25 protein-coding genes are annotated in these 20,641 nt (G+C 67.2%); 5 read left to right on the top strand and 20 right to left on the bottom strand.

Translation table 11 applies throughout. The features are described from left to right. Positions 1 to 57 precede the first annotated feature (57 nt). The 6 genes from ACG97_RS10210 to ACG97_RS10185 form a co-directional block, all read right to left on the bottom strand. Positions 58 to 1,098, bottom strand: a complete 1,041-nt coding sequence (locus ACG97_RS10210) for an Lrp/AsnC family transcriptional regulator (RefSeq protein WP_162199007.1) — start codon at positions 1,096 to 1,098, stop codon at positions 58 to 60. A 13-nt stretch (positions 1,099 to 1,111) separates the two neighbouring features. Next, positions 1,112 to 2,095: an Lrp/AsnC family transcriptional regulator gene (locus ACG97_RS10205; RefSeq protein ID WP_047967251.1), complete on the bottom strand. Its 984-nt coding sequence runs from the start codon at positions 2,093 to 2,095 to the stop codon at positions 1,112 to 1,114. Further along, positions 2,095 to 3,273, bottom strand: coding sequence for a cytochrome D1 domain-containing protein (locus ACG97_RS10200; RefSeq protein WP_047967250.1), 1,179 nt, complete (start codon positions 3,271 to 3,273; stop codon positions 2,095 to 2,097). Before ACG97_RS10200 ends, ACG97_RS10205 begins: the two co-directional genes overlap by 1 nt. After that, positions 3,270 to 3,635, bottom strand: a complete 366-nt coding sequence (locus tag ACG97_RS10195) for a cytochrome c (protein WP_082133719.1) — start codon at positions 3,633 to 3,635, stop codon at positions 3,270 to 3,272. Before ACG97_RS10195 ends, ACG97_RS10200 begins: the two co-directional genes overlap by 4 nt. A 108-nt stretch (positions 3,636 to 3,743) precedes the next feature. After that, positions 3,744 to 4,052 (bottom strand): c-type cytochrome, encoded by a 309-nt coding sequence (locus tag ACG97_RS10190; RefSeq protein WP_047967249.1) that lies wholly within the window; start codon positions 4,050 to 4,052, stop codon positions 3,744 to 3,746. Between the two features lie 42 nt (positions 4,053 to 4,094). After that, a complete protein-coding gene (locus ACG97_RS10185; RefSeq protein WP_047967248.1) occupies positions 4,095 to 5,789 on the bottom strand; it encodes a nitrite reductase in 1,695 nt (564 codons plus the stop codon). A 242-nt stretch (positions 5,790 to 6,031) separates the two neighbouring features. On the opposite strand from ACG97_RS10185, the gene ACG97_RS10180 reads away from it, so the two are divergent. Continuing rightward, positions 6,032 to 6,949, top strand: coding sequence for a bestrophin family protein (locus ACG97_RS10180; RefSeq protein ID WP_047967301.1), 918 nt, complete (start codon positions 6,032 to 6,034; stop codon positions 6,947 to 6,949). Between the two features lie 75 nt (positions 6,950 to 7,024). Here the strand turns inward: ACG97_RS10180 and ACG97_RS10175 are convergent, their stop codons facing one another. The 5 genes from ACG97_RS10175 to ACG97_RS10155 form a co-directional block, all read right to left on the bottom strand. Then, on the bottom strand, positions 7,025 to 8,851 hold the full coding sequence (locus ACG97_RS10175; RefSeq protein WP_047967247.1) for a nitric oxide reductase activation protein NorD: 1,827 nt from the start codon (positions 8,849 to 8,851) through the stop codon (positions 7,025 to 7,027). A 17-nt stretch (positions 8,852 to 8,868) separates the two neighbouring features. Then, positions 8,869 to 9,258 (bottom strand): hypothetical protein, encoded by a 390-nt coding sequence (locus tag ACG97_RS10170; protein ID WP_047967246.1) that lies wholly within the window; start codon positions 9,256 to 9,258, stop codon positions 8,869 to 8,871. Continuing rightward, the gene (locus ACG97_RS10165) at positions 9,248 to 10,057 is read right to left on the bottom strand and encodes a CbbQ/NirQ/NorQ/GpvN family protein (protein WP_047967245.1); all 810 of its coding nucleotides are present in this window, start codon (positions 10,055 to 10,057) and stop codon (positions 9,248 to 9,250) included. Before ACG97_RS10165 ends, ACG97_RS10170 begins: the two co-directional genes overlap by 11 nt. 12 nt (positions 10,058 to 10,069) lie before the next feature. After that, a complete protein-coding gene (locus ACG97_RS10160; protein WP_047967244.1) occupies positions 10,070 to 10,327 on the bottom strand; it encodes a hypothetical protein in 258 nt (85 codons plus the stop codon). Positions 10,328 to 10,413: 86 nt separating this feature from the next. Further along, on the bottom strand, positions 10,414 to 11,382 hold the full coding sequence (locus ACG97_RS10155; RefSeq protein ID WP_047967243.1) for a DMT family transporter: 969 nt from the start codon (positions 11,380 to 11,382) through the stop codon (positions 10,414 to 10,416). Positions 11,383 to 11,643: 261 nt separating this feature from the next. Here ACG97_RS10155 and ACG97_RS16940 point away from each other — a divergent pair, with 261 nt between their 5' ends. Continuing rightward, positions 11,644 to 12,027 carry a hypothetical protein gene (locus ACG97_RS16940; protein WP_053068135.1) on the top strand — a complete coding sequence of 128 codons (384 nt, stop codon included), beginning with the start codon at positions 11,644 to 11,646 and terminating at the stop codon, positions 12,025 to 12,027. Position 12,028: 1 nt separating this feature from the next. Here the strand turns inward: ACG97_RS16940 and ACG97_RS18165 are convergent, their stop codons facing one another. From ACG97_RS18165 to ACG97_RS10130, 6 genes are all read right to left on the bottom strand, one after another. Then, entirely contained in the window at positions 12,029 to 12,151 is a 123-nt protein-coding gene (locus tag ACG97_RS18165; RefSeq protein ID WP_255348032.1) for a hypothetical protein, read from the bottom strand. An 84-nt stretch (positions 12,152 to 12,235) separates the two neighbouring features. Beyond that, entirely contained in the window at positions 12,236 to 12,391 is a 156-nt protein-coding gene (locus ACG97_RS17615) for a hypothetical protein (protein WP_156168011.1), read from the bottom strand. A 207-nt stretch (positions 12,392 to 12,598) separates the two neighbouring features. Next, the gene (locus tag ACG97_RS10145) at positions 12,599 to 13,465 is read right to left on the bottom strand and encodes an AraC family transcriptional regulator (RefSeq protein WP_082133718.1); all 867 of its coding nucleotides are present in this window, start codon (positions 13,463 to 13,465) and stop codon (positions 12,599 to 12,601) included. Positions 13,466 to 13,552: 87 nt separating this feature from the next. Beyond that, on the bottom strand, positions 13,553 to 14,137 hold the full coding sequence (locus ACG97_RS10140) for a cytochrome c oxidase subunit 3 (RefSeq protein WP_047967242.1): 585 nt from the start codon (positions 14,135 to 14,137) through the stop codon (positions 13,553 to 13,555). 62 nt (positions 14,138 to 14,199) lie between these two features. Next, on the bottom strand, positions 14,200 to 15,654 hold the full coding sequence (locus ACG97_RS10135) for a cbb3-type cytochrome c oxidase subunit I (protein WP_156168010.1): 1,455 nt from the start codon (positions 15,652 to 15,654) through the stop codon (positions 14,200 to 14,202). A gap of 41 nt (positions 15,655 to 15,695) precedes the next feature. Next, positions 15,696 to 16,121, bottom strand: a complete 426-nt coding sequence (locus ACG97_RS10130; protein WP_047967298.1) for a cytochrome c — start codon at positions 16,119 to 16,121, stop codon at positions 15,696 to 15,698. A 162-nt stretch (positions 16,122 to 16,283) separates the two neighbouring features. Here ACG97_RS10130 and cobA point away from each other — a divergent pair, with 162 nt between their 5' ends. Next, the gene (gene cobA / locus ACG97_RS10125; protein ID WP_047967240.1) at positions 16,284 to 17,078 is read left to right on the top strand and encodes a uroporphyrinogen-III C-methyltransferase; all 795 of its coding nucleotides are present in this window, start codon (positions 16,284 to 16,286) and stop codon (positions 17,076 to 17,078) included. A 162-nt stretch (positions 17,079 to 17,240) separates the two neighbouring features. On the opposite strand, the gene ACG97_RS10120 is transcribed toward cobA, so the two are convergent. Genes ACG97_RS10120 through ACG97_RS10110 form a run of 3 tightly spaced genes read right to left on the bottom strand, consistent with a single transcriptional unit; the run spans position 17,241 to position 19,124 of the window. Next, on the bottom strand, positions 17,241 to 18,476 hold the full coding sequence (locus tag ACG97_RS10120) for a hypothetical protein (RefSeq protein ID WP_156168009.1): 1,236 nt from the start codon (positions 18,474 to 18,476) through the stop codon (positions 17,241 to 17,243). An 8-nt stretch (positions 18,477 to 18,484) separates the two neighbouring features. Next, a complete protein-coding gene (locus tag ACG97_RS10115; RefSeq protein ID WP_047967238.1) occupies positions 18,485 to 18,700 on the bottom strand; it encodes a DUF2249 domain-containing protein in 216 nt (71 codons plus the stop codon). Beyond that, the gene (locus ACG97_RS10110) at positions 18,687 to 19,124 is read right to left on the bottom strand and encodes a hemerythrin domain-containing protein (RefSeq protein ID WP_047967237.1); all 438 of its coding nucleotides are present in this window, start codon (positions 19,122 to 19,124) and stop codon (positions 18,687 to 18,689) included. The genes ACG97_RS10115 and ACG97_RS10110 overlap by 14 nt, the downstream gene beginning before the upstream one ends. 127 nt (positions 19,125 to 19,251) lie before the next feature. Between ACG97_RS10110 and ACG97_RS10105 the strand changes: the two genes are divergently transcribed. Next, positions 19,252 to 19,761 (top strand): MarR family transcriptional regulator, encoded by a 510-nt coding sequence (locus tag ACG97_RS10105; protein ID WP_053068133.1) that lies wholly within the window; start codon positions 19,252 to 19,254, stop codon positions 19,759 to 19,761. Between the two features lie 122 nt (positions 19,762 to 19,883). Further along, positions 19,884 to 20,641 (top strand): TolC family protein (locus ACG97_RS10100; protein WP_047967236.1); only part of this gene is annotated, 758 nt, incomplete at its 3' end.

Below are 20,641 nucleotides of genomic sequence, written 5' to 3'. Positions count from 1 at the left end.
TTGCCAGTGCCACCGGCAAAAAAAATGCCCGGCAGCACAGCGACACGCAGCGCGGACTCAGATGCGCAGCCCGCTCTTTTTCAGCATGCGGGTGGAGAACAGCACCTCGTGACCGCGACAGGCGGCGCCCAGCAACTGGCGGATGGCGGCCACCTGCTGCATCACCTCGTCGCGGCTGCTGCCGTGGCACATCGCGAACAGGCTGTACGGCCACTGCGGCAGCCGGCGCAGGCGCCGGTAGCAGTGACTGACATACGGCAGGCCGCCGACCCGCTCGCCCAGCGCGTCGATCTGCGCATCGTCGACATCGAACACTGCCATGCCGTTGGCGGCGTAGCCGATGGCGTAGTGATTGGGCACCGCGCCGATGCGGCGGATGACGCCGTTTTGCAGCATGCGCCCCAGCCGCAGGCAGACTTCGTCTTCCGTCATCGCCAGCGTATCGCCCAGCTCCCGGTACGGCTGCGGCAGCAGCGGCAGCCCGCCCTGGCTGGCGCGGATGAGCTGCCGGTCGCGCTCGTCCAGCTCTACCTCGTGATTGCCCTGTGTGCTGTCCGGCAGCGTGCCGACCGGTGCCTGGCCGCCGACGGTAAACCGCATGCCGACGTAGTACTCGCGCAGCTTGGGAAAGTCGTACACGCGCAGGCCGGTGGCGGTCTCGATGTCGATGATGGCGTCGGCAATGCCGCCGGGGGTGGCGGTGGCCAGCACGAACCACATGTTGAAGTGGTGTTCGCGGCGGTAGTTGTGCGCCACCGCCGGCAGCGCGCCCACCTGCGCCGCCACCGCGTCGAAGCGCGCCTCCGGCACCGCCAGCGCCGCCAGCACGAAGGCGCCGCCCATGCGCTCGATCTGGTACATCGGACCGAAACGGGTCAGCACCCGGCCGGCCAGCAGCCGTTGCAGCCGCTTCAACAGCACCGCCTCGCCCAGGCCGATGCTGTCGGCGACGGCGGCATACGGGCGCGGCAGCAGCGGGAAACCGCCCTGCAGCGTATCGATGATCAGGCTGTCCAGCGCGTCCAGCGTCGCATCCGGCACGTCGGCCGCGTGCGGGGTGTCGGCGGCGGGCGCGGCTAGGGGCAGTGGTGCGTTCATGGCAGGACTCCGGTCAGTAACGGGCGCCGCGCTGGGTGTAGCGGCGGGTGGAAATCAGCACCGCCTGCGGCAGCGCGGCCAGGCCGTGGCTTGCGGCCAACCTTTGCGCGGCGGCGTGGGCGCTGGCGGCATCGCGGGCGTGGATCATGCAGAACAGGTTGTACGGCCAGTGCGCGCCCTGCGGCGGCCGCGCGTAGCACAGCGTCACCGCCGGGTCGGTGGCCAGCGCCGTACCGATGGCGTCGCGCGCCGCCGGCGGCACCTGCCACACGCACATCGCGTTGGCGCGGAAGCCCAGCTCGTGGTGGCGCAGCACCATGCCGAAGCGGCGGATGACGCCGCTGGCGACCCAGTGTTGCAGCCGCTGCAGCACCTCGTCCTCGAGGAGGCCGCAGGCCTCGGCCAGCAGTGCGAACGGACGCGGCTGCAGCGCGATGCCCTCGTTCAGCGCCGCGATCAGGCGACGGTCGCCGTCGTCCAGCAGCGGCGCGGCCGGGCTCAGGGTTGGCCGCCGCGCCGGACCGCTCGCCCCCAGCGCGAAACCGAGATCGATGTGGTATTCGTGCTGCAACGGCAGGTCCAGCGGCGGGTAGCCGGTGCAGCTGGCGATCTGCGCCAGCGCGGCGTCGATGCCGGCGCGATCCGGCGCGGTGAGAACGAACCACAGGTTGTAGTGGTGCTCGCGCGCGTAGTTGTGGTTGACCTGCGGCAGCGCGCTGATCTGCGCGGCGATGGCGTCGCGCTGCACCGGCGGCACCGCCAGCGCCGCCAGCGTGCTGACGCCGACGGTATTGGGGGCGAACACCGCGCCGAGGCGGCCAAGCAGGCCGTCGGCGCGCGCCTGTGCCAGCGCCGCCAGCAAGGCGTGCTCGCTCATGCCCGCCTGCTCTGCCAGCAGGCGGAATGGCTGCGGCTGCAACGGAAAGTCGCGCTGGTAGCGGTCCAGCAACGCCAGCAGCGGCGCGGGGAGCGCGCCAGGTTCTCGCGGCGCGCCCATCACATGCCCATCCGGCCGGCGCGCCAGCTGAAGAAGATGCCGGAAGGGTTGGCCGCCGGCAGTTCGCGCCGCGTCTGGAAGGTGGCGGTGTCGATCACCACCAGCTTGTCGTCGTCGCGACTGGACAGCCACACCGCGTCGCCACGGGCGGTGAATTCCATGTGCAGGATGGCGCGGCCCGGTTTCAGCGTCCGGATCACCTGCATCGTCGGCACGTCGATCACCTGCACCGTGTCGTTGTGCGGAAAGGCAAAGTTCACCCACACCCGGCGCCCGGACGGCTCCGCCATCACGAATACCGGCTGGCCGTATACCGGTACCCGTGCCGCCTCCTGCCAGCTGCGGTTGTCCGCCACCAGTACCTCGTGAAGGCCGATCGCCGGCAGGAAGGCGTAGTCGCCGGCGATGCTCCAGCCGCGCAGGTGCGGCATCTTGTACACCGGCTGCTTGTCCCGGCCCTGGCCATAGCCGGGCAGGATGCGGCGCACCCCGGCCTGCGGCTGCCAGTTGTCCAGCAGGGCCAGGCCGTCGTCGCCGTACAGGCCGGCGATGTAGTAGCGGCCGTCACTGCTGGCGAGGCCGTCGTAGGGGTTGCGGCCAACGTTGCGGTATTTGGTGACTTGCGGCGCGCGCGGCGTGGCCGCATCCAGCACCCAGATCTCGCCGGCCTCGAACAGGCTGAAGGCGAAGCGGTTGCCCGGCAGGTCGGCCAGGCCGACCACCTTGGACGGCTGGCCCTGGTCGTCCAGCGCCGGGATGTCGGCCAGCAGCGCCAGCGTGTCGGCATCAAACAGCTTGACCCCGCCTGGGCTGTAGTTCTGCGCCGCCACGATGCGGCCATCGCTGGAGATGGCGCCGCCGATGCTGTTGCCGGCCTGCAGCACCCGCGCCACCAGCTTGCCGGCGAGGATGTCGACCTTGCTGATGCCGCCGTCGCGGCCGAACACGTACACGTAGCGCGCGTCGCGGCTGTACACCAGCGAGGCGTGCGACAGGTCGCCCAGCCCGCCAACGCGCGCCAGCATGGTGTTGCTGCTGTTGCTGACCACCTGCACGCTGCCGGCGGCGCGCTCGATCACCACGCCGAGATCGCCACTGCCGCGTAGCGCCGGCGTGGCGCAACCGGCCAGCAGCAGCATGGCAGCCGCCGCTGCGGCCAACCTTGTCATCGCCTTCATGGTGTCACCCCCTGCTGCAATTGCCGGATCAGCCACTGTGCCTCGGCCTCGCTCATGAACGGCCGCCACGGCGGCATCGCGCTGCCGGGACGGCCATCGAGCAGCGTCGCCACCAGGCTGTCGCCCGGTTTGCCGGCCAGCGCGGCGGCGGTCAGCGGGCTGCCGAGGCCGCCGTTGAGGGTCAGCCCGTGACAGGCGCCACAGTCCTCGCGCAGCAGGTGGCGCAGCTCGGCGACGCGTTGCGGTGCGGGGGCGACGATGCCGTTGTCGGCATAGACGGCTTCGGAGATGAACAAGGCGGCGCAACAGCCCAGCAGCAGGCACTTGGCTGTCAGCGTACGGCAACAGGCAGGCAGTTTCATGGCGGGATTCCAGTCAGGCTTTCACGGCAGCAGGCGGCGCCTGCTGCGATCAAAGTCCGCGCCGCGGCGGCCGGCCCGGGGCGGGCCGGCGTGCGGCAAGAAGCGGGCTTACTGCGCCAGCACCCACTTCACCAGCAGCTTGATGTCGGCATCCGGCACCTGCGGGTTGGGCGACATCGGGATCGGGCCGAAGCTGCCGGCGCCGCCCTTCTTCACCTTCTCTTCCAGCTTGGCCTGCATGTTCTGGCCCTTGTACTTGCTGCCGATGTCCTTGAACGCCGGGCCGACCACTTTCTTGTCCATGCCGTGACAGGCGAAACAGTTGTACTTCTTCGCCAGCTCCGGCGAGGCGTTGGCGCTGGTGGCCAGCAGCAGGCCGCCACTGAGCAGCAGCGCGGTAAGCAGGGATGTTTTCATGATGATCTCCGTGGCGGGCCGGGTCGCGGCCCGCGCTGAGGGTTAGTAAACGTCGTGCTGGGTGTTGTAGACGTTGAACTTGCCGGTCGGGGTAATCAGGCGCTTGTCCTTGATCACCGCCTTGCAGCTGCGGGTCTTGTCATCGACCACCACGATGGCCGATTCCTTGTTCTTGGCGCTCCACACCGAGAACCACACCTCGTCGCCGCCCTTGTTGTACTCCGGCTGCACCACGCGCTTGGCACCGTCGTCCGCGAGCTTGGCGCAGGCGGCCACGTCGATCACCTGCGGCCCCTTGGCCAGGTTGTTGATGTCGTAGACCGCCACGCTCTGGCTGACCTTGGCATCCGGGTTCAGCGGGGTATCCACCCACAGGTTCTTCGATTTCGGATGGGTCTTGATGAACAGCGAACCGCCACCCTGGCCCTTGAACACGCTGACCGCCTTCCACGCGTACTGCGGATGTTTCACCGGATCGGTACCGATCAGCGTCACGTCCTCGCTGCCCAGGTGCGAGGTACTCCACACCGGACCGTATTTCGGATGCACGAAGTTGGCGCCGCGGCCCGGGTGCGGGATCTTGCCGACATCGACCAGTGCCGCCAGCTTGTCTTCCTTGGTGTCGACCACCGCGATCTTGTTGGAGGCGTTGGCGGCGACCAGGAAGTAGCGACCGCTGCTGTCGAAGCCGCCGTCGTGCAGGAACTTGGCGGAGTCGATAGTGGTGGTTTTCAGGTTATTGAGGTCGGAGTAATCGACCATCATGATCTTGCCGGTTTCCTTGGCGTTGATCACGAATTCCGGCTTGTAGTGGCTACCGACGATGGAGGCCACGCGCGGCTCGGGGTGGTACTCGTTGTCGACGGTCATGCCGCGGGTGGACACCACCTTGCGCGGCTTCAGCGTGTCGCCGTCCATGATCACGAACTGCGGCGGCCAGTAGGTGCCGGCGACGGCGATCTTGTCCTCGAAGCCCTTGAACTTGGAAGTCTCCACCGAGCGCGCCTCGAGGCCGACCTTGACCTCGGCGACGTTGTCCGGCTTCGGCAGCCACAGGTCGATCAGGTTGAGGCGGGCGTCACGGCCGATCACGTACAGGTAGCGGCCGGACTTGGACAGCCGCGAGATGTGCACCGCGTAGCCGGTCTTGATGATGTTGATGATCTGCTTGCTGTCGCCGTCGATCAGCGCCACTTCGCCGCTGTCACGCAGGGTGACGGAGAAGATGTTCTCCAGGTTGTAGCTGTTCATCTTCCTGGTCGGGCGTTTCTCCACCGGCAGGTAGATCTTGCGCGACTTCTCGATGTCGGCCAGCGAGAATTCCGGCGGTGTCGGCGGCTCCTGCTGGATGTAACGCGCCATCAGGTCCACGTCCTGCTCGCTCATCTCGCCGGAGGTCTGCCAGTTCGGCATCCCGGCCGGGCTGCCGTAGGCGATGAACACCTTCAGGTAGTCGGTGCCCTTGCCCAGCGTGATGTCCGGCGTCAGCGGCTTGCCGGTGGCACCCTTGCGCAACACGCCGTGACAGCCGGCGCAACGCTCGAAGTAGATCTGCTTGGCGCGCTCGAATTCGACCTTGGTGATCGGCGGCGCCTTGGGGTTGATGTTCTGGTGCATCTCCTGCTGAGACTGGGCCGCCGGACTACCGGCGGCGTCCGCCAGCGCCAGCGATGCAGCGAACGGCAAGGTTGCCAGTAATACGCCCTGTGCAAGTGCACTTATCCTGAAGCTTTTCATGATGCTCTCCACCACGCTATGAGGGAATTCATGCGCGCATCATCCGCCTGCGGTGACATTGGCATCATTGATTCGTATCAACGGATCGGAATCCACCCTGCGCCGCAGTGAACTTGCCGCAACAGGTGTTGCCCGCCGCCATTGCCGCAGCGCACAAAAAATCGCGGCGCCACACCTTGTGGCCACGGGCCGGCAGCGCCTATGATGTCGGGCTGGCCTATTCCTCGCCCCCGCTTGCCATCATGATCATCCACTCCCGTCACAACTGGTTCGAGCTGCTGTTCGTCTGGCGCGGCTCGGTACTGCCACGCATCCTGCCCCGGCTGTGCCTGGTGTTCCTCATCTCGCTGCTGTCCGCCTTCGCCACCAACTGGTGGATCAGCCAGCACGCGCAATCGTCGCTGAACATCTACATCTTCACGCTGATGGGGGTGTCGCTGGCGATCTTCCTCAGCTTCCGCAATTCGGTCAGCTACGAACGCTTCTGGGAAGCGCGCAAGCTGTGGGGCACGCTGCTGATCGTGGCGCGCACCCTGGCCGGCAAGCTGCTGGCGATCGCCGATGCGCGGCCGGAGTCGCGGCAGATGCTGCACGGCATCTGCGCCCTGGCCTATGCGCTGAAAGGCCAGCTGCGCCAGGACGACGTCGCCGCCCACCTGCAGCGGCTGCTGCCGGCGGCGGAATGGCAGGCGATCGCCGACGCGCCCGGCAAGCCGGGGCTGATCCTGCTCTACCTGCACCGCCTCAATGCCAGCCTGCGCCACAGCGGCAGCATCGACCAGTGGCAGTGGCAGAGCGTCGACCGCAACCTGGACGCGCTGTCCGACGTGGTCGGCGGCTGCGAGCGCATCCGCAATACGCCGATCCCGTTCACCTACCGCGTGCTGCTCAACCGCACCGTCACCATCTACTGCATGCTGCTGCCGATCGGGCTGACCACCAGCATCGGCTGGCTGACGCCGTTGATCGCGGTGTTCATCGCCTACACCTATATGGCGCTGGACGTGCTGGGCGAGGAGCTGGAAGAGCCGTTCGGCAAGGAAGGCAACGACCTGCCGCTGACCGCGCTGTGTTACGGCATCGAGTCCGCGGTGTGCGACATGCTGCGCCAGCCGGTGCCGGTGCCGGCACCGCAGCCGGACGGTGTCTACCTGTACTGAGCCGCACGCCGGCACCTCGACAAAAAAGGTTGGCCGCAACGTTGCGGCCAACCTTTTTCCGTTTGTGGCGGTGTGTCAGGCGGTCAGGCTGGCGTACAGGCTGGTCAAGACCTGCGGCAGGCGCCGCGCGTCGTGCACCACGCTGTAGCCGCGGCGGCCGAACAGGTGCGGCAGGTACTCGCCGGCCTCCTTGTCCACGGTGACGCAGAACGGGATCAGCCCCGCCCGCTTCGCCTCCAGCACCGCCTGGCGCGTGTCTTCCACGCCATAGCGGCCTTCGTAGTGGTCGAGGTCGTTGGGCTTGCCGTCGGACACGATCAGCAGCAGGCGGCGCTGCGCCGGCTGTTCCAGCAGGATGCGGGTGGACTGGCGAATCGCCGCGCCCATGCGCGTGTAGTAGCCGGGACGCAGCGCCAGGATGCGGCCGCGGGTGGTGTCGTCGTAGCGCTCGGCAAAATCCTTCAGCAGCAGGTAGCGCACCTCGTCGCGACGGATCGAGGAAAAGCCGTACAGGCCGAAGGCGTCGCCGCAGGCGGACAGCGCCTCGGCGAACAGCAGCAGGCTGTCGCGGATCACGCCGATCACCTGCCCGGCTTCGCCGAGCCAGCTTTCGGTTGACAGCGACAGGTCGGCCAGCAGCAGGCAGGCCATGTTGCGCCCGCCCGGCGGCCACGCCTGGTACAGCGCCGGCTCGGCCACCGCCACACCGCTGCGTTTCTCGGCGAGGAAGCGGATCAGGCGATCAAGGTCGATGTCCGGGCCGCTGGCCTCGCCGCTCTTGCGGGTGCGCTCCGGCGACAGCGCCTGGAACTGGCGGCGAAGGCGCCGCGCCAGCGGTTGCAGCTTGTCCGGCAGCGGCGCCGGGGTGGCGTCGCGCGGCAGCATCGGCTTCAGGCAGCAGTGCTCGGCCACCAGCCGTTGCCGCTTGTAATCCCATTCCGGCAGCAGGATGCCGCTGCCCAGCGGGGTGTCGTCGTAGGCGGCGGCCGGCAGGTCAAGGTCGAACTTCAGCCGGCTGGCGCGGCGGCGGTTGTCGCGGCTGATGGTCAGCGTGTTCATGTCCTCGGCGGCGGCGCCGGCGTCGTCCATGTCATCGTCGTCGGTGTGACGGTTGACGCGCACGTACTCGTCCCAGGTGAAGATGCTCTCGGCGCGGAACACCAGCAGCATGCCGTTCTTGCGCTCGTCGGCGGTGTCGCGCCGCGCACGGTAGCGACGCTTTTTCTTCGTTTCCTTGCTGTCGCTGTCCTCCATCTCCGGCGTCTGCTTGTCGTCGGCGCCGGCGGTCGGCGCGGTCGGTGGCGTCGGGTGCAACCACAGCAGCACCGGCTGCGGCGGGGTGCGGCACGGCGGCAGCACAATGGCAGCTTCCGGTTGCAGCAGTGCCTGGCGGATCGCCACCTCCTGCGCCGCGGCGGCGGCATCGCGCGGCGTGTCACGCAGCGGCAGCAGCGCCGTCACCAGCCGCTGGTACAGCGCGGCGAGGCCGGGCATCGCGGCGAGGCAGGCGGCCGTGGCGCGACGGTTGCGCGTCAGCCAGTCGCCGTCGTCGCCGTGCTGCGGCTGTGCCGCCAGCGCCATCAGCCAGAAATACAGTTCGCGGTTGTGCGCCGCATCGGGAAACAGGTCGATCCTCTCCGGCAGGTACAGCGACTGGCCGTCGCGCCACGCCAGCTCGACCTGCTCGCCGGTGCCGGCGATGCGTTCCAGCAGCCGGCGCCGTGCGCCGTGGGCGGTACCGACGGCGGTGCGCAGGGTCAGCGCCGGGTCGCCGCCCATGGCGCGGAAGAACAGCGGCGCCTGTTTCTCGATCTGGGCCAGCGCCACCGCCGCCTGCGGATAGCCACGGTAGGCGGTACGGCGGATCAGCTTGTCCCACCAGCCGCCAACAAGGTCTTCCATAGCATGTGTCTTTCAAGTCAGGGTTGCCGCCACAGGCCGGGCAGCGGGTAACGGCAGGGCAAGCCTGCCATGGCGCGCGACAGCGCATAGGCACCCAGCAATACCAGTGCGGCATGGATCACAGTGAAATACAGGATCAGCAGCACCCAGGTGGCCGGCTGTTGCAGATCGCCCAGCAACACCAGCAGCAGGCTGACCAGCACGATCAATCCCCCGCTCCACAATGCCGCGCCGAAGGCCTGGTCCAGATGCCGGCGCAGCGCGGTGCTGGCGGCCACGGCCCAGCGGCGGCGCCACCACCACAGCACGACAAAGGCGAGGCCAGGCAGCAGCAACAGGTTAGCGAGGTACAGTGCGTGCGCGCTGATCGCCCGCTTGCGCTCTGCCTCCGCCAGCTCAGTGGCCAAACTGGGTATCCACCACCGCCATCAGCGCCGCCAGGGTATCGGCTTCGTCCGACAGCGGCTCCACCAGCGCGGTACGGCAGGCCAGGCGCACACCCATGCCGCTGGCGATCAGCTTGGCGCAGTACACCAGCAGGCGGGTGCTGACCGCTTCGTCGAGATCGTAGCCGGTGAGGCGACGGATCTGGCCGGCCAGCGTCACCAGCTGTGCGGCCAACCTTTCGTCCACCCCGCCCTCGTGCTGCACCACCGCGCGTTCCACTTCCGGCAGCGGGAAATCGAAGCTCAGCGCCACAAAGCGCTGGCGGGTGGACGGTTTCAGCGTCTTCAGCACGTGCTGGTAGCCGGGGTTGTACGACACCACCAGCATGAAGCCGGGCGGTGCCTGCAATTCTTCGCCGGTGCGCTCGATCGGCAGGATGCGGCGGTCGTCGGTGAGCGGGTGCAGCACCACGGTGGTGTCCTTGCGCGCCTCCACCACTTCGTCGAGATAGCAGATGCCGCCTTCGCGCACCGCGCGGGTGAGCGGGCCGTCGCACCAGCGGGTATCGCCGCCGGCGATCAGGTGGCGGCCGACCAGGTCGGCGGCGGACAGGTCGTCGTGGCAGGACACGGTGAACAGCGGCAGGCCCAGCTTGGCCGCCATGTGCGCGACGAAGCGGGTCTTGCCGCAGCCGGTGGGGCCCTTGATCAGCACCGGCAACTGCTGGCGCCAGGCGGTCTCAAAAACGGTGCATTCATCGGCTACCGGCTGGTAGAACGGAAGCTGGCTTGCCAGCTTGGCATGGACGGGTGCATTCATGGGGGTGGGTTCCTAGGCGAAGCTGATCAGCAGCCCCCCGCACACCAGCAGCAGCCAGCCGTGGACGATGCCGCGCAGCCACAGCGGCGCATGGCGCAGCGCCATCAGCGACTCGACGATGGCGACGCCCTTGAGCCAGGCACCGCCCAGCGCCAGCGTCGCCAGCAGCGTGCTGCCGTGCCATTCGCTCAGCAGCGCCAGCAGCAGGGTCAGCGACGACAGCCACAGCCAGACCGGCCACACCGGTGGGGAGATGCGGGAGGAGTTCATGGCTGCATCATGCCGCAACGTCGCTGCGGCCAACCTTGATGACAAATAAGGAAACCCCGCCCCTGCGCGGCGGCGGGCAATACGCCTCAGCCGGCGTGGGCGGCGGTGGCCACCGCTTGCGGCCTGACGCGCAGCGCCGACAGCACGCCGGCGACCAGCAGGGCGATGCCGAGCAGGGTCAGCGGTGCCGGCCACTCGCCGCGCAGCAGGAAGGCATAGCCCAGCGCCGCCAGCGTCTCGAACACGATCAGCTGCCCGGCCAGCGCCGTCGGCAGCCGCTGGCTGGCCTCGTTCCAGCACAGCGTGCCCAGCCACGAGGCGAACAGGCCGATCACCGCCATCAGGCCGAGAAAGAACAGCGGCCGCGGCCCGAACGGCATCGAAAACGGGCTGTCGGCGACGGCCATGCCGCCCCACAGCAGTGCGTAGCCGAGCAGCGCCAGCGGCAGCGTCGCCACGCCTTGCGCGGTGGCCCAGCTACGCGGACTGCGGCCGGGATGATGGCGCAGCCAGTCGGCGTTGCGCAGCGGATACCAGGTCCAGCACGCCACCGCCACCGTCGCCAGCAGCGCGCCGCTGAGGTAGCGGCCGAGATCACCGCCCTCCTCGCGCTGCAGCGCCACCAGCTCGACACTGTTGACGCAGCCGATGCCGACGCCGATCAGCAGCAGCGACGGCCACAGCTGCCGCCACGGCAGGCGGCCGTCGCGGCGCTGGTCGCGCAGGTTGGCGCTCACCGCGATCACCACCGGCAGCGTGCCGATGATCATGGTCGGCAACGGCGCGCCGGCGCGCTGGATGGCGCTGGCCAGACACAGGTAGTACAGCAGGTTGCCGATGGCGGCCAGTTTCAGCGCCTCCAGCCAGTCGTCACGCGTCAGCTCGCGCAGCCGTACCCGGTCCAGCCACGCCAGCGGCAGTGCGATCAGGCCGAAGGCGAGGTAGCGCCCCACCGACTGCAGCGCCGCCGGATATTCCGGCAACAGCAAGGGGCCGACGAAGACCAGCCCCCACATCAGCCCCGCCGCCAGTGCATACAACACGCCCGTTCCCATCGCCCTGCCCTCCGCCAAATAAACGCACGGTAGCCCGCGGCGCCGGCGGTGTCTTGTACCAGATTGCGGCCAACCCTGGCGCCACAAAACCGGCGCGCGGCGTTGGCCGCGGCTCAAGCGCGCGCACACTCACGCGAGGCCAGGCAAAGCGGCGGCGGCGGAGGCGTTAATGCAGAAAGGCAATATTTGAGAAACAGTGTGATGGTATCGGCAATAACACTTTTGTCATTAAGTGGGCGGTGTGAGAGCATAGCACCCGCTATGATGAATTTTCTGCTACTTGCCTTTCTTGGTGCTGCACTGTTCGCCCCGCCGATACTACTGTCGAGATACGAAGGCAGGATGGCTTGGCGGAGCAGATACCTGCTCTCAGCCCTGCCCGTCGCCTACACTTGGGCGGGGTGGAAGCTAGGGATTGTCGCCTACGACTTCTTCGGATGCCAAGGCGGGATGAAGAACATCCACGCGTGCCTAACTGGCGGGACTGATTTGACGCCGCTGGTCGGGTACGGCTTCTTCCTGATGATTCCTTGCATATTCGTCGCCACGCCGCTGTCGCTCTGGCTCTTGCTCAACACAGGGGCCAAGCAGATAGGAGCATGGCATCAAAGAAACTTCCCGACAAACGACCCCAAGGAAAGCTAAATCAGCCGATGCCTGCGGCCAGAAACCGTCTGGCAGAAAGTTCCTTGCCCTCGCGGTCGGTGATGCGGTGCCACACCAGATAGTTCGGGATGTTCTTGGTCGCCACGCCGCGGAACCTGTCCATCCAGTTGTCCAGACGACTGCAATAGGTGTTCGCGTTATTGATGTGAACCATCCCTTGCGACTTGTGCTTGGCATTCTGGGGAACCTATATCAAGCTCACATTGAGGCTCTTGACCACATTGCGGTATGTCTTCGCGGAATCGGAAATCAGCACGGCATCGGGGACGATCTTGCTTGCCAGCACAGGGGCAATGTCCGCAGCCTTGCGAGGCTGGATTCGGGTGGAGAGAGTTCCTTTCATCTTTCAGTTCCCTTGGCGTCATGTGAAAACCCCATTCTTGCCTTTCAAGACATGCCCCTCATATAAATCATAAGAAATCAATGAGTTGACTTGAACATCCCACTATTTCTTAAATAGTGCCTCCAGAAATGAACCGGCAGGCCGAAGTGTTGCCCGTGCTGCAGCGCCCGATGGCGATCAAGCCGCCGCCGCGCCTGGCATCGCGTCCTAGACGCGCACCTGTTTCTGGTAGCGCGCCGGGGTCACGCCGTAGCGGCGCACGAAGGCGCGCGTCAGGTGCGCCTGGTCGGCCAGCCCGGTGGCAGCGGCCACCTGCGCCGGCGCGACGCCGGCGGCCAGCAGCTGCTTGGCCTCGAACAGGCGCAGCGCCATCAGCATCTGCTGCGGTGTGACGTGGTATTGCGCCTGGAAACGGCGCAGGAAATGGAAGGGACTGAGGCCGGCCACCGCCGCCAGCTGCGGCAGCGTCAGTTTTTCGGCGAGGTTGGCGCGCAGGTAGTCCAGCACCGGCGCGAAACGGTGCGCCGCCTCGGCAGGCGCAGGCTGCGGCACCCGCGCATGGCGGCGGAACTCGGCCAGCAGCCGGAACAGCAGGCTGTCGAAGGCCAGCGGCTCGTGCGCCTGCCACAGCGCGGCCAGCAGCTGGCTGACGCGCTGCGCGCTGGCGACATCGTGGCGCACCGCCTCGTCGAACCACCAGCCGTCCTCGCCGCTGACCCGCGCCAGCACCGCCGGATCGAGATACAGCATGCGGTAGCGCCAGCCGTGCGCGGTCTCGGCGCGGCCGGTGTGCAGCTCGTCCGGGTTCATCAGCACGATGGAACCGGGCGGCGCCAGATGCTCGCCACCGCCGTAACGAAAGCGCTCCACCCCGGCCTCGATCGCGCCCAGCCCGAACGCCTGGTGGGTATGCGGCTCGAAGGCGTGGCGCACGATATGGGCGCGGTATAGCTCCACCCCCGGCGCCGGCAGGCAGAATTCGGCACGGTCGGTAGTGTGCTCGAACACCTCCGGCACCCCGGCCAGTTGTAGCGGCGGGGTATCGGTAGTGGCGGAAGCGGCGGCAACAGTCATGGCGGGCGGCGGGTCGGCGGTGACAAACGGCAAGCACCGAGTATGCACCCCGCGCCGTGATCGCGGAAGGACGTGCGCCGCTGGGCGTCAGTGCGCCACGTACACCAGTGCGAACAGCACCACCCACACCAGATCAACCATGTGCCAGTAGGCGGCGGCGGTTTCCACGCCGTCGTGGTTGGCCGCATCGTAGGCGCCGCGGCGGGCGTTGACATACACCGCAGCCACGATCACCAGGCCGAGGATCACGTGCAGGAAGTGGAAGAAGGTCAGCGACAGGTAGAACATCCAGAAATCGCTGCTGGACAGGGTGATGCCGGCGGAGAACTTGCCGGCGAACTCCCAGCCCTTGAGCAGCACAAAACCGCCGCCCAGCAGCAGCGTGGCCAGCAGGTAGCGGCGTCCGGTGGCGACAAGGTTGGCCGCAAAGGCGCGCACCGCCGCCGCCACCGTGGCGCTGCCGGCGATTAGCAATAGGGTGTTAAGCAGCGCCGGCCACAGCAGCAGCTGCGCCTGGCCGGCGGCAAACAGCACCGCATCGCGCTGCCGTGCCACGCCGTAGACGGCAAAGAAAATGCCGAATACCGCCAGCTCGGCGAGGATGAAAAACCACATCGCCAGGTCGCCGGGGACGCGCGGCGGGGCGGCAAGGCCGGGGGCGGCTGTATTCATGACAGGCTCCGTCGTGAAAAAGGCGCCCACAAGGGGCGCCCGTGTTGCCGGATGCGGCGGGATCAGGCGCTGGCGCGCTCGTTGCCGCGGACAAAGAAGCTGACGATGTACAGCAGCAGGCCGATGAAGAACACCACGCCGGCCAGTTCACGCAGCCAGTAGAAGAAGGCGATCTTGTCCTGGGTGGCCATGAACGACAGCGGCGTATCACCCATGCGCTGCATCCATACCTGCAGGATACCGGCGGCGGTCAGGAACAGGGTGATGAACACCATCGCCACCGTCATCAGCCAGAACGACCACATCTCCACCACTTGCGCGGCATTGCTGTTGGCCTCGCGGCCACGCATCAGCGGCATGGTGTAGGAAATCATGGTCATCACCACCATGGCGTAGGCGCCGTAGAACGCCATGTGGCCGTGGCTGGCGGTGATCTGCGTGCCGTGGGTCAGGTAGTTGACCGGAGCCAGGGTGTGCAGGAACCCCCACACGCCGGCGCCGAGGAAGGCCATCACGCCGGTGCCCAGTGCCCACAGTACCGCGGCCTTGTTCGGATGCTCGCGACGGCGCTTGTTGACCACGTTGAAGGCGAACAGCGTCATCATGAAGAACGGAATCGGTTCCAGCGCGGAGAACACCGAACCCCACACCTGCCAGTACGCCGGCGCGCCGATCCAGAAGTAGTGGTGACCGGTGCCGATGATGCCGGAGATCAGCGTCATGGCGATGATCACGTACAGCCACTTCTCGATGATTTCGCGGTCAATACCGGTCACTTTCACCAGCACGAAGGCCAGCATCGCGCCCATGATCAGTTCCCATACCCCTTCCACCCACAGGTGCACCACCCACCACCAGAAGTACTTGTCCAGCACCAGGTTGTCCGGGTTGTAGAACGAGAACAGGAAGAAAATCGCCAGCCCCCACAGCCCCAGCATCATCACCATGCTGATGCTGGTCTTGCGGCCCTTGAGCACGGTCATGCTCAGGTTGAACAGGAAGGACAGCGCCACCAGCACGATGCCGATCTTGGTAATGGTCGGCTGTTCCAGGAACTCGCGCCCCATGGTCGGCAACAAGTCGTTGCCGGTGATCTTGGCCAGCGTGGCGTACGGCACCGCCAGATAGCCGACGATGGTCAGCGCCCCCGCCACCAGGAACACCCAGAAGGTGATGATGGCCAGTTTCGGGCTGTGCAGCTCGCGTTCCGATTCTTCCGGAATCAGGAAGTAGCCGGCGCCCATGAAGCCGAACAGCAGCCACACGATCAGCAGGTTGGTGTGCACCATGCGTGCCACGTTGAACGGGATTTCCGGGAACAGGAAATCGCCGATCACGTACTGCAGGCCCATGATCAGGCCGAACAGGATCTGGCCGACAAACAGGCCGATCGCGGCGACAAAGTACGGCTTGGCTACCGCTTGCGAGCGGTACTTGAGCTGGACATTGGTGAGCGGGTCATTGGCCGCCGCCGAGACGCTGGCAGCGCGCGCGGTGGCCATTGCGGAGGAAGTCATCTGGTTCTCCTTGGATGATGAATTACCGGGATCGACAGGCATCAGCCTTCGATATTCGGCGGCCAGTTATTGGTATTGATTTCCGAGCTGTACTTCAGGAAGGCCACCAGGTCGTCGAGTTCGGCATCGTTGAGATGGAAGTTCGGCATCTGGCGACGTCCCGGCGCGCCGGTCGGCTGCGCCTTGATCCAGGCCTTGATGAATTCCGGGCCGCGACGCTGGTAGACGTTACCCAGCTCCGGCGCGAAATAGGCGCCCTCGCCCAGCAGCGTGTGACAGCCGATGCAGTTGTTGACCTCCCACAGCTTCTTGCCACGGGCGACCTGTTCGGTCAGGTTGGCGCGGTTGTCGCGCTTGGGCAGCGCCTGCACCGTATCCAGTGTCAGCGCCACGAACAGCAGGAAGAAAAACACCGCGCCACCGTAAAAGATGTTGCGCGCGGTCGATTTGGTAAAACTGGCGCTCATCGCGTCCTCCTTTTCTTGCGTCACCGGGAACCCGGCGTGTCAGGGCGAACTGTACGTTTCCACCCATCCCGATAGCATTGATGCGAATCAACGATTCCCGGCCGCCGCCGTTCCTACACTGGCGTCATCCCCTTAGCGGCCGCCGGCCAGACTGGAACAGCAATGAACGCCCCTGCCTCCTTCCCCCATCCCTACCCGCTGCGCCACGGCCAGGTCAGCCTGGTCGGTGCCGGCCCCGGCGACCCGGACCTGCTGACGCTGAAGGCGCTGCGCCGCCTCAGCGAGGCCGACGTGGTGCTGTACGACCTGCTGGTTTCCGACGCGGTGCTGGCACTGGTCAACCGCCGCGCCGAGCAGATCTGCGTCGGCAAGCGCGCCAGCCGCCACACCCTGCCGCAACAGGACATCAACCAGCTGATCGTGGACAAGGCGCGGCAAGGACTGCGCGTGGTGCGGCTGAAAGGCGGCGACCCCTTCCTGTTCGGGCGCGGCGGCGAGGAGCTGGAAACGTTGGCCGCAGCCGGCATCACCTGCGAGGTGATCCCCGGCATCAGCGCGGCGATGGGCGCGGCAGCGGCGGCCGGCATTCCGCTGACGCACCGCGACTACGCGCAGGGCGTCAGCTTCGTCACCGGTCATCGCCGCGAGGGACAGAGCGCGCTGGCGTGGACCAGCCACACCGGCGCCGAGGAGACGCTGGTGGTGTACATGGGGCTGGGCGAGGCGGCCAACATCGCCGACCAGCTGCAGGCCGCCGGCCGCGCCTCCACCACGCCAGTGGCCATCATCGAGAACGCCACCACCGCGCAGCAGCGGGTGCTGTGCTGCGAGCTGGCCAGCCTCGGCGCCTGTGTGCAGCAGCACGCGGTCAAGCCGCCGGCATTGCTGGTCATCGGCGAGGTGGTCCGGCTGCAGGCCAGACTGCAGGCGACGCTGGCTCAGGCACTGGCCGGCTGAGAACCTGTTCACGAACTCGCGTACCCACGCGAACCAAGACGAAACGGCTGGGCCTGCTTGTTTATCCTGGGATAAACGAGCAGGCCCAGCCGTTTTCAACGCCGTATCACACCATCGAGATCAAGTCGCGGCAGATCGTGAACAGGAGATTGCGAACAGGCTCTAGGACGGCAAGGCGCGGCGGGTGGCGCGGTACAGCCGCGCCGCCGCGGCGAAATGCCACAGCAGCAGCGACAGCAGGCCGAGCAGTGCCAGCGCCAGCGGCCAGCCCAGCTGCGGTTGCCACACCCACAGCGCCGCCAGCGGCTGCAGCAGCAACAGCGCGCGCCAGCTGTGCCGCGCGGCGGATTCCGGCACGAAGGCGTGCAGCGCCGGCACGCGATGGCGCGGCGGCGCCGCATTCTTCAGGTGCAGCCACAGCAGGAAGGGCACGATGCGGTACAGCATGCCGACCACCAGTGTCAGCGCAAAGCCGCCGAGCAGACACCACGCCAGCGCGCGCGCCAGCCACGGCGCGCTGCCCTGCCACGCCAGCAGCGGCAGCAGTACCGCCAGCAAGGCCAGCAGCGCAAACGCCAGCCACCAGTACGGCAGCAGCCACTCCTGCGGCCGCCGGCTGGCGCGCAGCAGCCGCAGGCTGAGCGCGGCAAACAGTGCCAGCGGCAGCCACGCCAGCCACCACCACGACCACTGCGGCTGCCACAGCAAACCGCCCGCGCCGGCCAGCAAGGCCAGCAGCCACAGCGTGGCGCCATGGCGCTGCCACCAGCCGGGATAGGCCGGCGTCAGCAGGAACATCGGCGCGATCACCTGCGCCACCGCCATCACCAGCAGCAACACCCAGCCCTGCGCCGCCAGCCGGTGCAGCGGCAGCAGGCTCAGCAACGGCAACGGCCGACCCCAACCCAGCACCGCCAGCATCGACAAGCCCAGCAGCAGGGTCAGCAGCAACAAGCCCAGCGCCAGGCGCAGCCCGCGGCTGCTGCCGTCCGCCGCCGGGCTGCGCCACAGCCCGTACAACAGGCCCGACAGCGCGGCGACCAGCAGCGCAAACAGCACGCTGGCCAGCTGCAGCCACGGTGGCGCCAGCGCCTGGTAAAAACCCCAGCACAGGCTGGCGGTAGCCAGCTGCCACAGGCTCCACACCCCCAGCCGCCACCACGTTGGCCGCAAGCAGGGTACGCCGGACACCACCGCCACCATCTGCAGCAAGGCACCCAGCATGGCGTTGCCGAGCACGCCCAGCGCCAGCAGGTGCAGCGGCAGCAGCAGGCTCAGCGACGGATAGTCGTTGTCGGTCCGCAGCAGGCTGACCGCCAGCGGCAGCAGCCAGCACGCCGCCGCCAAAAAATAACGCACCGGCAGCGAAAGCGGCGGTGCGCGGTCAAAACTGGGCATGGCCTGCATCAGGGCAGCACCAGCTTCAGCACCACCCCGCTCATGTCCGGCAGCATTTCACTGTCAAAGCTGACCTTGCGCTGCTGCAGCAGCGGGATCAGCGGCCCGGGGAAGTGTGGCAGCACATAGGTCAGCTGCTGGCCGCTGCTGCCGTTGTCGACGTCGTCGAGGATGATTTCCATCGGTTCCGGCGGCACCAGGCCGCGCAAATCACGGGGTGACATGGCGTAGCTCCTGCAACAGGGTAGCGGCATCCGGAATCCGGCTGTCGCACATCGGGTAGAGGATATTCTCCTCCTTCATATTGTGCTGCTGCATCAGCACCAGCAAGGTGTCACAGGTGGCGGCCACGCCGCGGGCGTCGCGCTGCAGCAGATCACGATTGAGGTCTTCCATCAGCTCGCGCATCTGCTCGTGCTCGAAACGCATCACCGCGGTCGGCCCGCCGCGCATGCCGGTGGCCGCTTCCAGCGCCTGGAACAGCCGGTTTTCCTCATCGGCAAAGTGCTGCGCCATTTCCTCACAAAAGCTGGCGCACAGCGCATCGGCGCCGGCCCAGTCCTGCTGGCGCACCGCCTGCTCCAGCGCGGCAAATGAGTCGTCGCAGTGGCGGTGCACCGCGCTCAGGTGGGTAGTCAGGTTCATCATCAGGCTCCGGTGGGGTGTTGCCAACAGTATTGCCGCGGCGCAGCAGCGCGCTGAATGATGCCGATCAAGAAACCTGCACCCTGCCCGCCGCCTTGAAATAAATAGTAACGCACGTTATCATTACCCAATGAAAGCACCTGCCTGCGGCCACAGCTTTGCGGCCACCGAACACGCCATCGACACCATCGCCCGCCGCCTGCCCGGCAGCCCGCGCGAGGAAGTGACCCTCACCCGTCTGCTGCTGCACATCCAGCCGCTGCTGCTGGGCTACTTCAACCAGTCGCTGGCGGTGCACGACATGAACGAAACCACCTGGATGGCGCTGATGGTGCTGTACGCGCGGCCGGAAGAACGGCTGATGCCGTCCGAGCTGTCCGATGCGCTGGCGTTTTCGCGCACCAATGCCACCCGGGTGGTGGACGACCTGGTGAACCGAGGCCTGATCCGGCGCCAGCCCTGCAGCGTCGACCGCCGCCGCACCTATCTGGAGCTGACCGACAGCGGCCTCGCCTTCATCGAGCAGGTGATGCCGGAGCAGCGGCAGCAGGTGCGCGAGCTGTGGGCAGTGTTCAGCGGCGAGGAGCGTACGCAGCTGGAAGCGCTGCTGCGCAAGCTGATGCAGCAGCTCGGCGGCTGAGCGCCAGCCCCCACTATCCGAATCAGCAAGGTTGGCCGCAAGCCTCACGGCATTGCCGCCAGCCACCCCACCCGCCACCGGCGGTTTTTTTCGACACAAGTAGTCACGCAGGTGACAATCAAATGAGAAACTACAACACCACGTTACTGCCCGTCAGCGCCTTGCTGGCACTGCTGGCCGTGTCCGGCTGCGCCACCCCGGCGGTGGCCCCGCTGCAGAGCCAGCCACTGACCCCGGCCGCGCTGGCGGTCAGCGAAGCCGCCACCCCCTTTGCCGCCGACTGGTGGCGCGCGCTGAACGACGCCAGCCTTGAGCAGCTGCTGGCGCAGGCGCTGCGCAGCAATCCGGGGCTGGACGCCGCCGACGCCCGCCTGCGTGCCGCGCGCGCCGTCATTGCCAGCGTCGCCAGCAATGACGGCCTGAAGGTCAACGGCAACCTCGGCGCCAGCCGCACGCGCACCTCGGAGTTCGACGCGCTGCCCCCGTCGATGCTCGGCCAGTGGACCACGCTGCAGACCGTATCCGCCGATTTCAGCTACCGCTTCGACTTCTGGGGCAAGACCCGCGCCCAGCTCGCCGCCGCCCGTGGCCAGGCCCGCGCCGCCGAGCTGGAAGCCAGCGACGCGCGCCAGAGCGTGGCCTACGCGCTGGTCGGCAGCTATCTGGAATGGCGCGGCGCGCAGGCGGCCCTGACGCTGCTGCAGCAAGACCGGCAGCAGGCCGCCAGCCTGCTGCAAAACGCCGAACAGCGCGTCAAGCACGGCCTGGCGCAGCCGGATGAGGTGCTGCAGGCACGCGCCCAGCTGGCCGACAGCGACGAGCGCCTGCTGCGCGGCGAGCAGCGCATCAGCGCCGCCGCCCACGCCCTCGCCGCGCTCAG

It is taken from the genome of Vogesella sp. EB, assembly GCF_001037925.1.
Lineage (GTDB): Bacteria > Pseudomonadota > Gammaproteobacteria > Burkholderiales > Chromobacteriaceae > Vogesella > Vogesella indigofera.
This window is presented reverse-complemented; position numbering and strand designations above follow the sequence as displayed.

Bases quoted from the DNA above. Each gene is read 5' to 3' on its own strand.
- ACG97_RS10210 (WP_162199007.1), bottom strand. From the start codon at position 1,098: ATGAACGCACCACTGCCCCTAGCCGCGCCCGCCGCCGACACCCCGCAC.
- ACG97_RS10205 (WP_047967251.1), bottom strand. From the start codon at position 2,095: ATGGGCGCGCCGCGAGAACCTGGCGCGCTCCCCGCGCCGCTGCTGGCG.
- ACG97_RS10200 (WP_047967250.1), bottom strand. From the start codon at position 3,273: ATGAAGGCGATGACAAGGTTGGCCGCAGCGGCGGCTGCCATGCTGCTG.
- ACG97_RS10195 (WP_082133719.1), bottom strand. From the start codon at position 3,635: ATGAAACTGCCTGCCTGTTGCCGTACGCTGACAGCCAAGTGCCTGCTG.
- ACG97_RS10190 (WP_047967249.1), bottom strand. From the start codon at position 4,052: ATGAAAACATCCCTGCTTACCGCGCTGCTGCTCAGTGGCGGCCTGCTG.
- ACG97_RS10185 (WP_047967248.1), bottom strand. From the start codon at position 5,789: ATGAAAAGCTTCAGGATAAGTGCACTTGCACAGGGCGTATTACTGGCA.
- ACG97_RS10180 (WP_047967301.1), top strand. From the start codon at position 6,032: ATGATCATCCACTCCCGTCACAACTGGTTCGAGCTGCTGTTCGTCTGG.
- ACG97_RS10175 (WP_047967247.1), bottom strand. From the start codon at position 8,851: ATGGAAGACCTTGTTGGCGGCTGGTGGGACAAGCTGATCCGCCGTACC.
- ACG97_RS10165 (WP_047967245.1), bottom strand. From the start codon at position 10,057: ATGAATGCACCCGTCCATGCCAAGCTGGCAAGCCAGCTTCCGTTCTAC.
- ACG97_RS10160 (WP_047967244.1), bottom strand. From the start codon at position 10,327: ATGAACTCCTCCCGCATCTCCCCACCGGTGTGGCCGGTCTGGCTGTGG.
- ACG97_RS10155 (WP_047967243.1), bottom strand. From the start codon at position 11,382: ATGGGAACGGGCGTGTTGTATGCACTGGCGGCGGGGCTGATGTGGGGG.
- ACG97_RS16940 (WP_053068135.1), top strand. From the start codon at position 11,644: ATGATGAATTTTCTGCTACTTGCCTTTCTTGGTGCTGCACTGTTCGCC.
- ACG97_RS18165 (WP_255348032.1), bottom strand. From the start codon at position 12,151: ATGGACAGGTTCCGCGGCGTGGCGACCAAGAACATCCCGAACTATCTG.
- ACG97_RS17615 (WP_156168011.1), bottom strand. From the start codon at position 12,391: ATGAAAGGAACTCTCTCCACCCGAATCCAGCCTCGCAAGGCTGCGGAC.
- ACG97_RS10145 (WP_082133718.1), bottom strand. From the start codon at position 13,465: ATGACTGTTGCCGCCGCTTCCGCCACTACCGATACCCCGCCGCTACAA.
- ACG97_RS10140 (WP_047967242.1), bottom strand. From the start codon at position 14,137: ATGAATACAGCCGCCCCCGGCCTTGCCGCCCCGCCGCGCGTCCCCGGC.
- ACG97_RS10135 (WP_156168010.1), bottom strand. From the start codon at position 15,654: ATGACTTCCTCCGCAATGGCCACCGCGCGCGCTGCCAGCGTCTCGGCG.
- ACG97_RS10130 (WP_047967298.1), bottom strand. From the start codon at position 16,121: ATGAGCGCCAGTTTTACCAAATCGACCGCGCGCAACATCTTTTACGGT.
- cobA (WP_047967240.1), top strand. From the start codon at position 16,284: ATGAACGCCCCTGCCTCCTTCCCCCATCCCTACCCGCTGCGCCACGGC.
- ACG97_RS10120 (WP_156168009.1), bottom strand. From the start codon at position 18,476: ATGCCCAGTTTTGACCGCGCACCGCCGCTTTCGCTGCCGGTGCGTTAT.
- ACG97_RS10115 (WP_047967238.1), bottom strand. From the start codon at position 18,700: ATGTCACCCCGTGATTTGCGCGGCCTGGTGCCGCCGGAACCGATGGAA.
- ACG97_RS10110 (WP_047967237.1), bottom strand. From the start codon at position 19,124: ATGATGAACCTGACTACCCACCTGAGCGCGGTGCACCGCCACTGCGAC.
- ACG97_RS10105 (WP_053068133.1), top strand. From the start codon at position 19,252: ATGAAAGCACCTGCCTGCGGCCACAGCTTTGCGGCCACCGAACACGCC.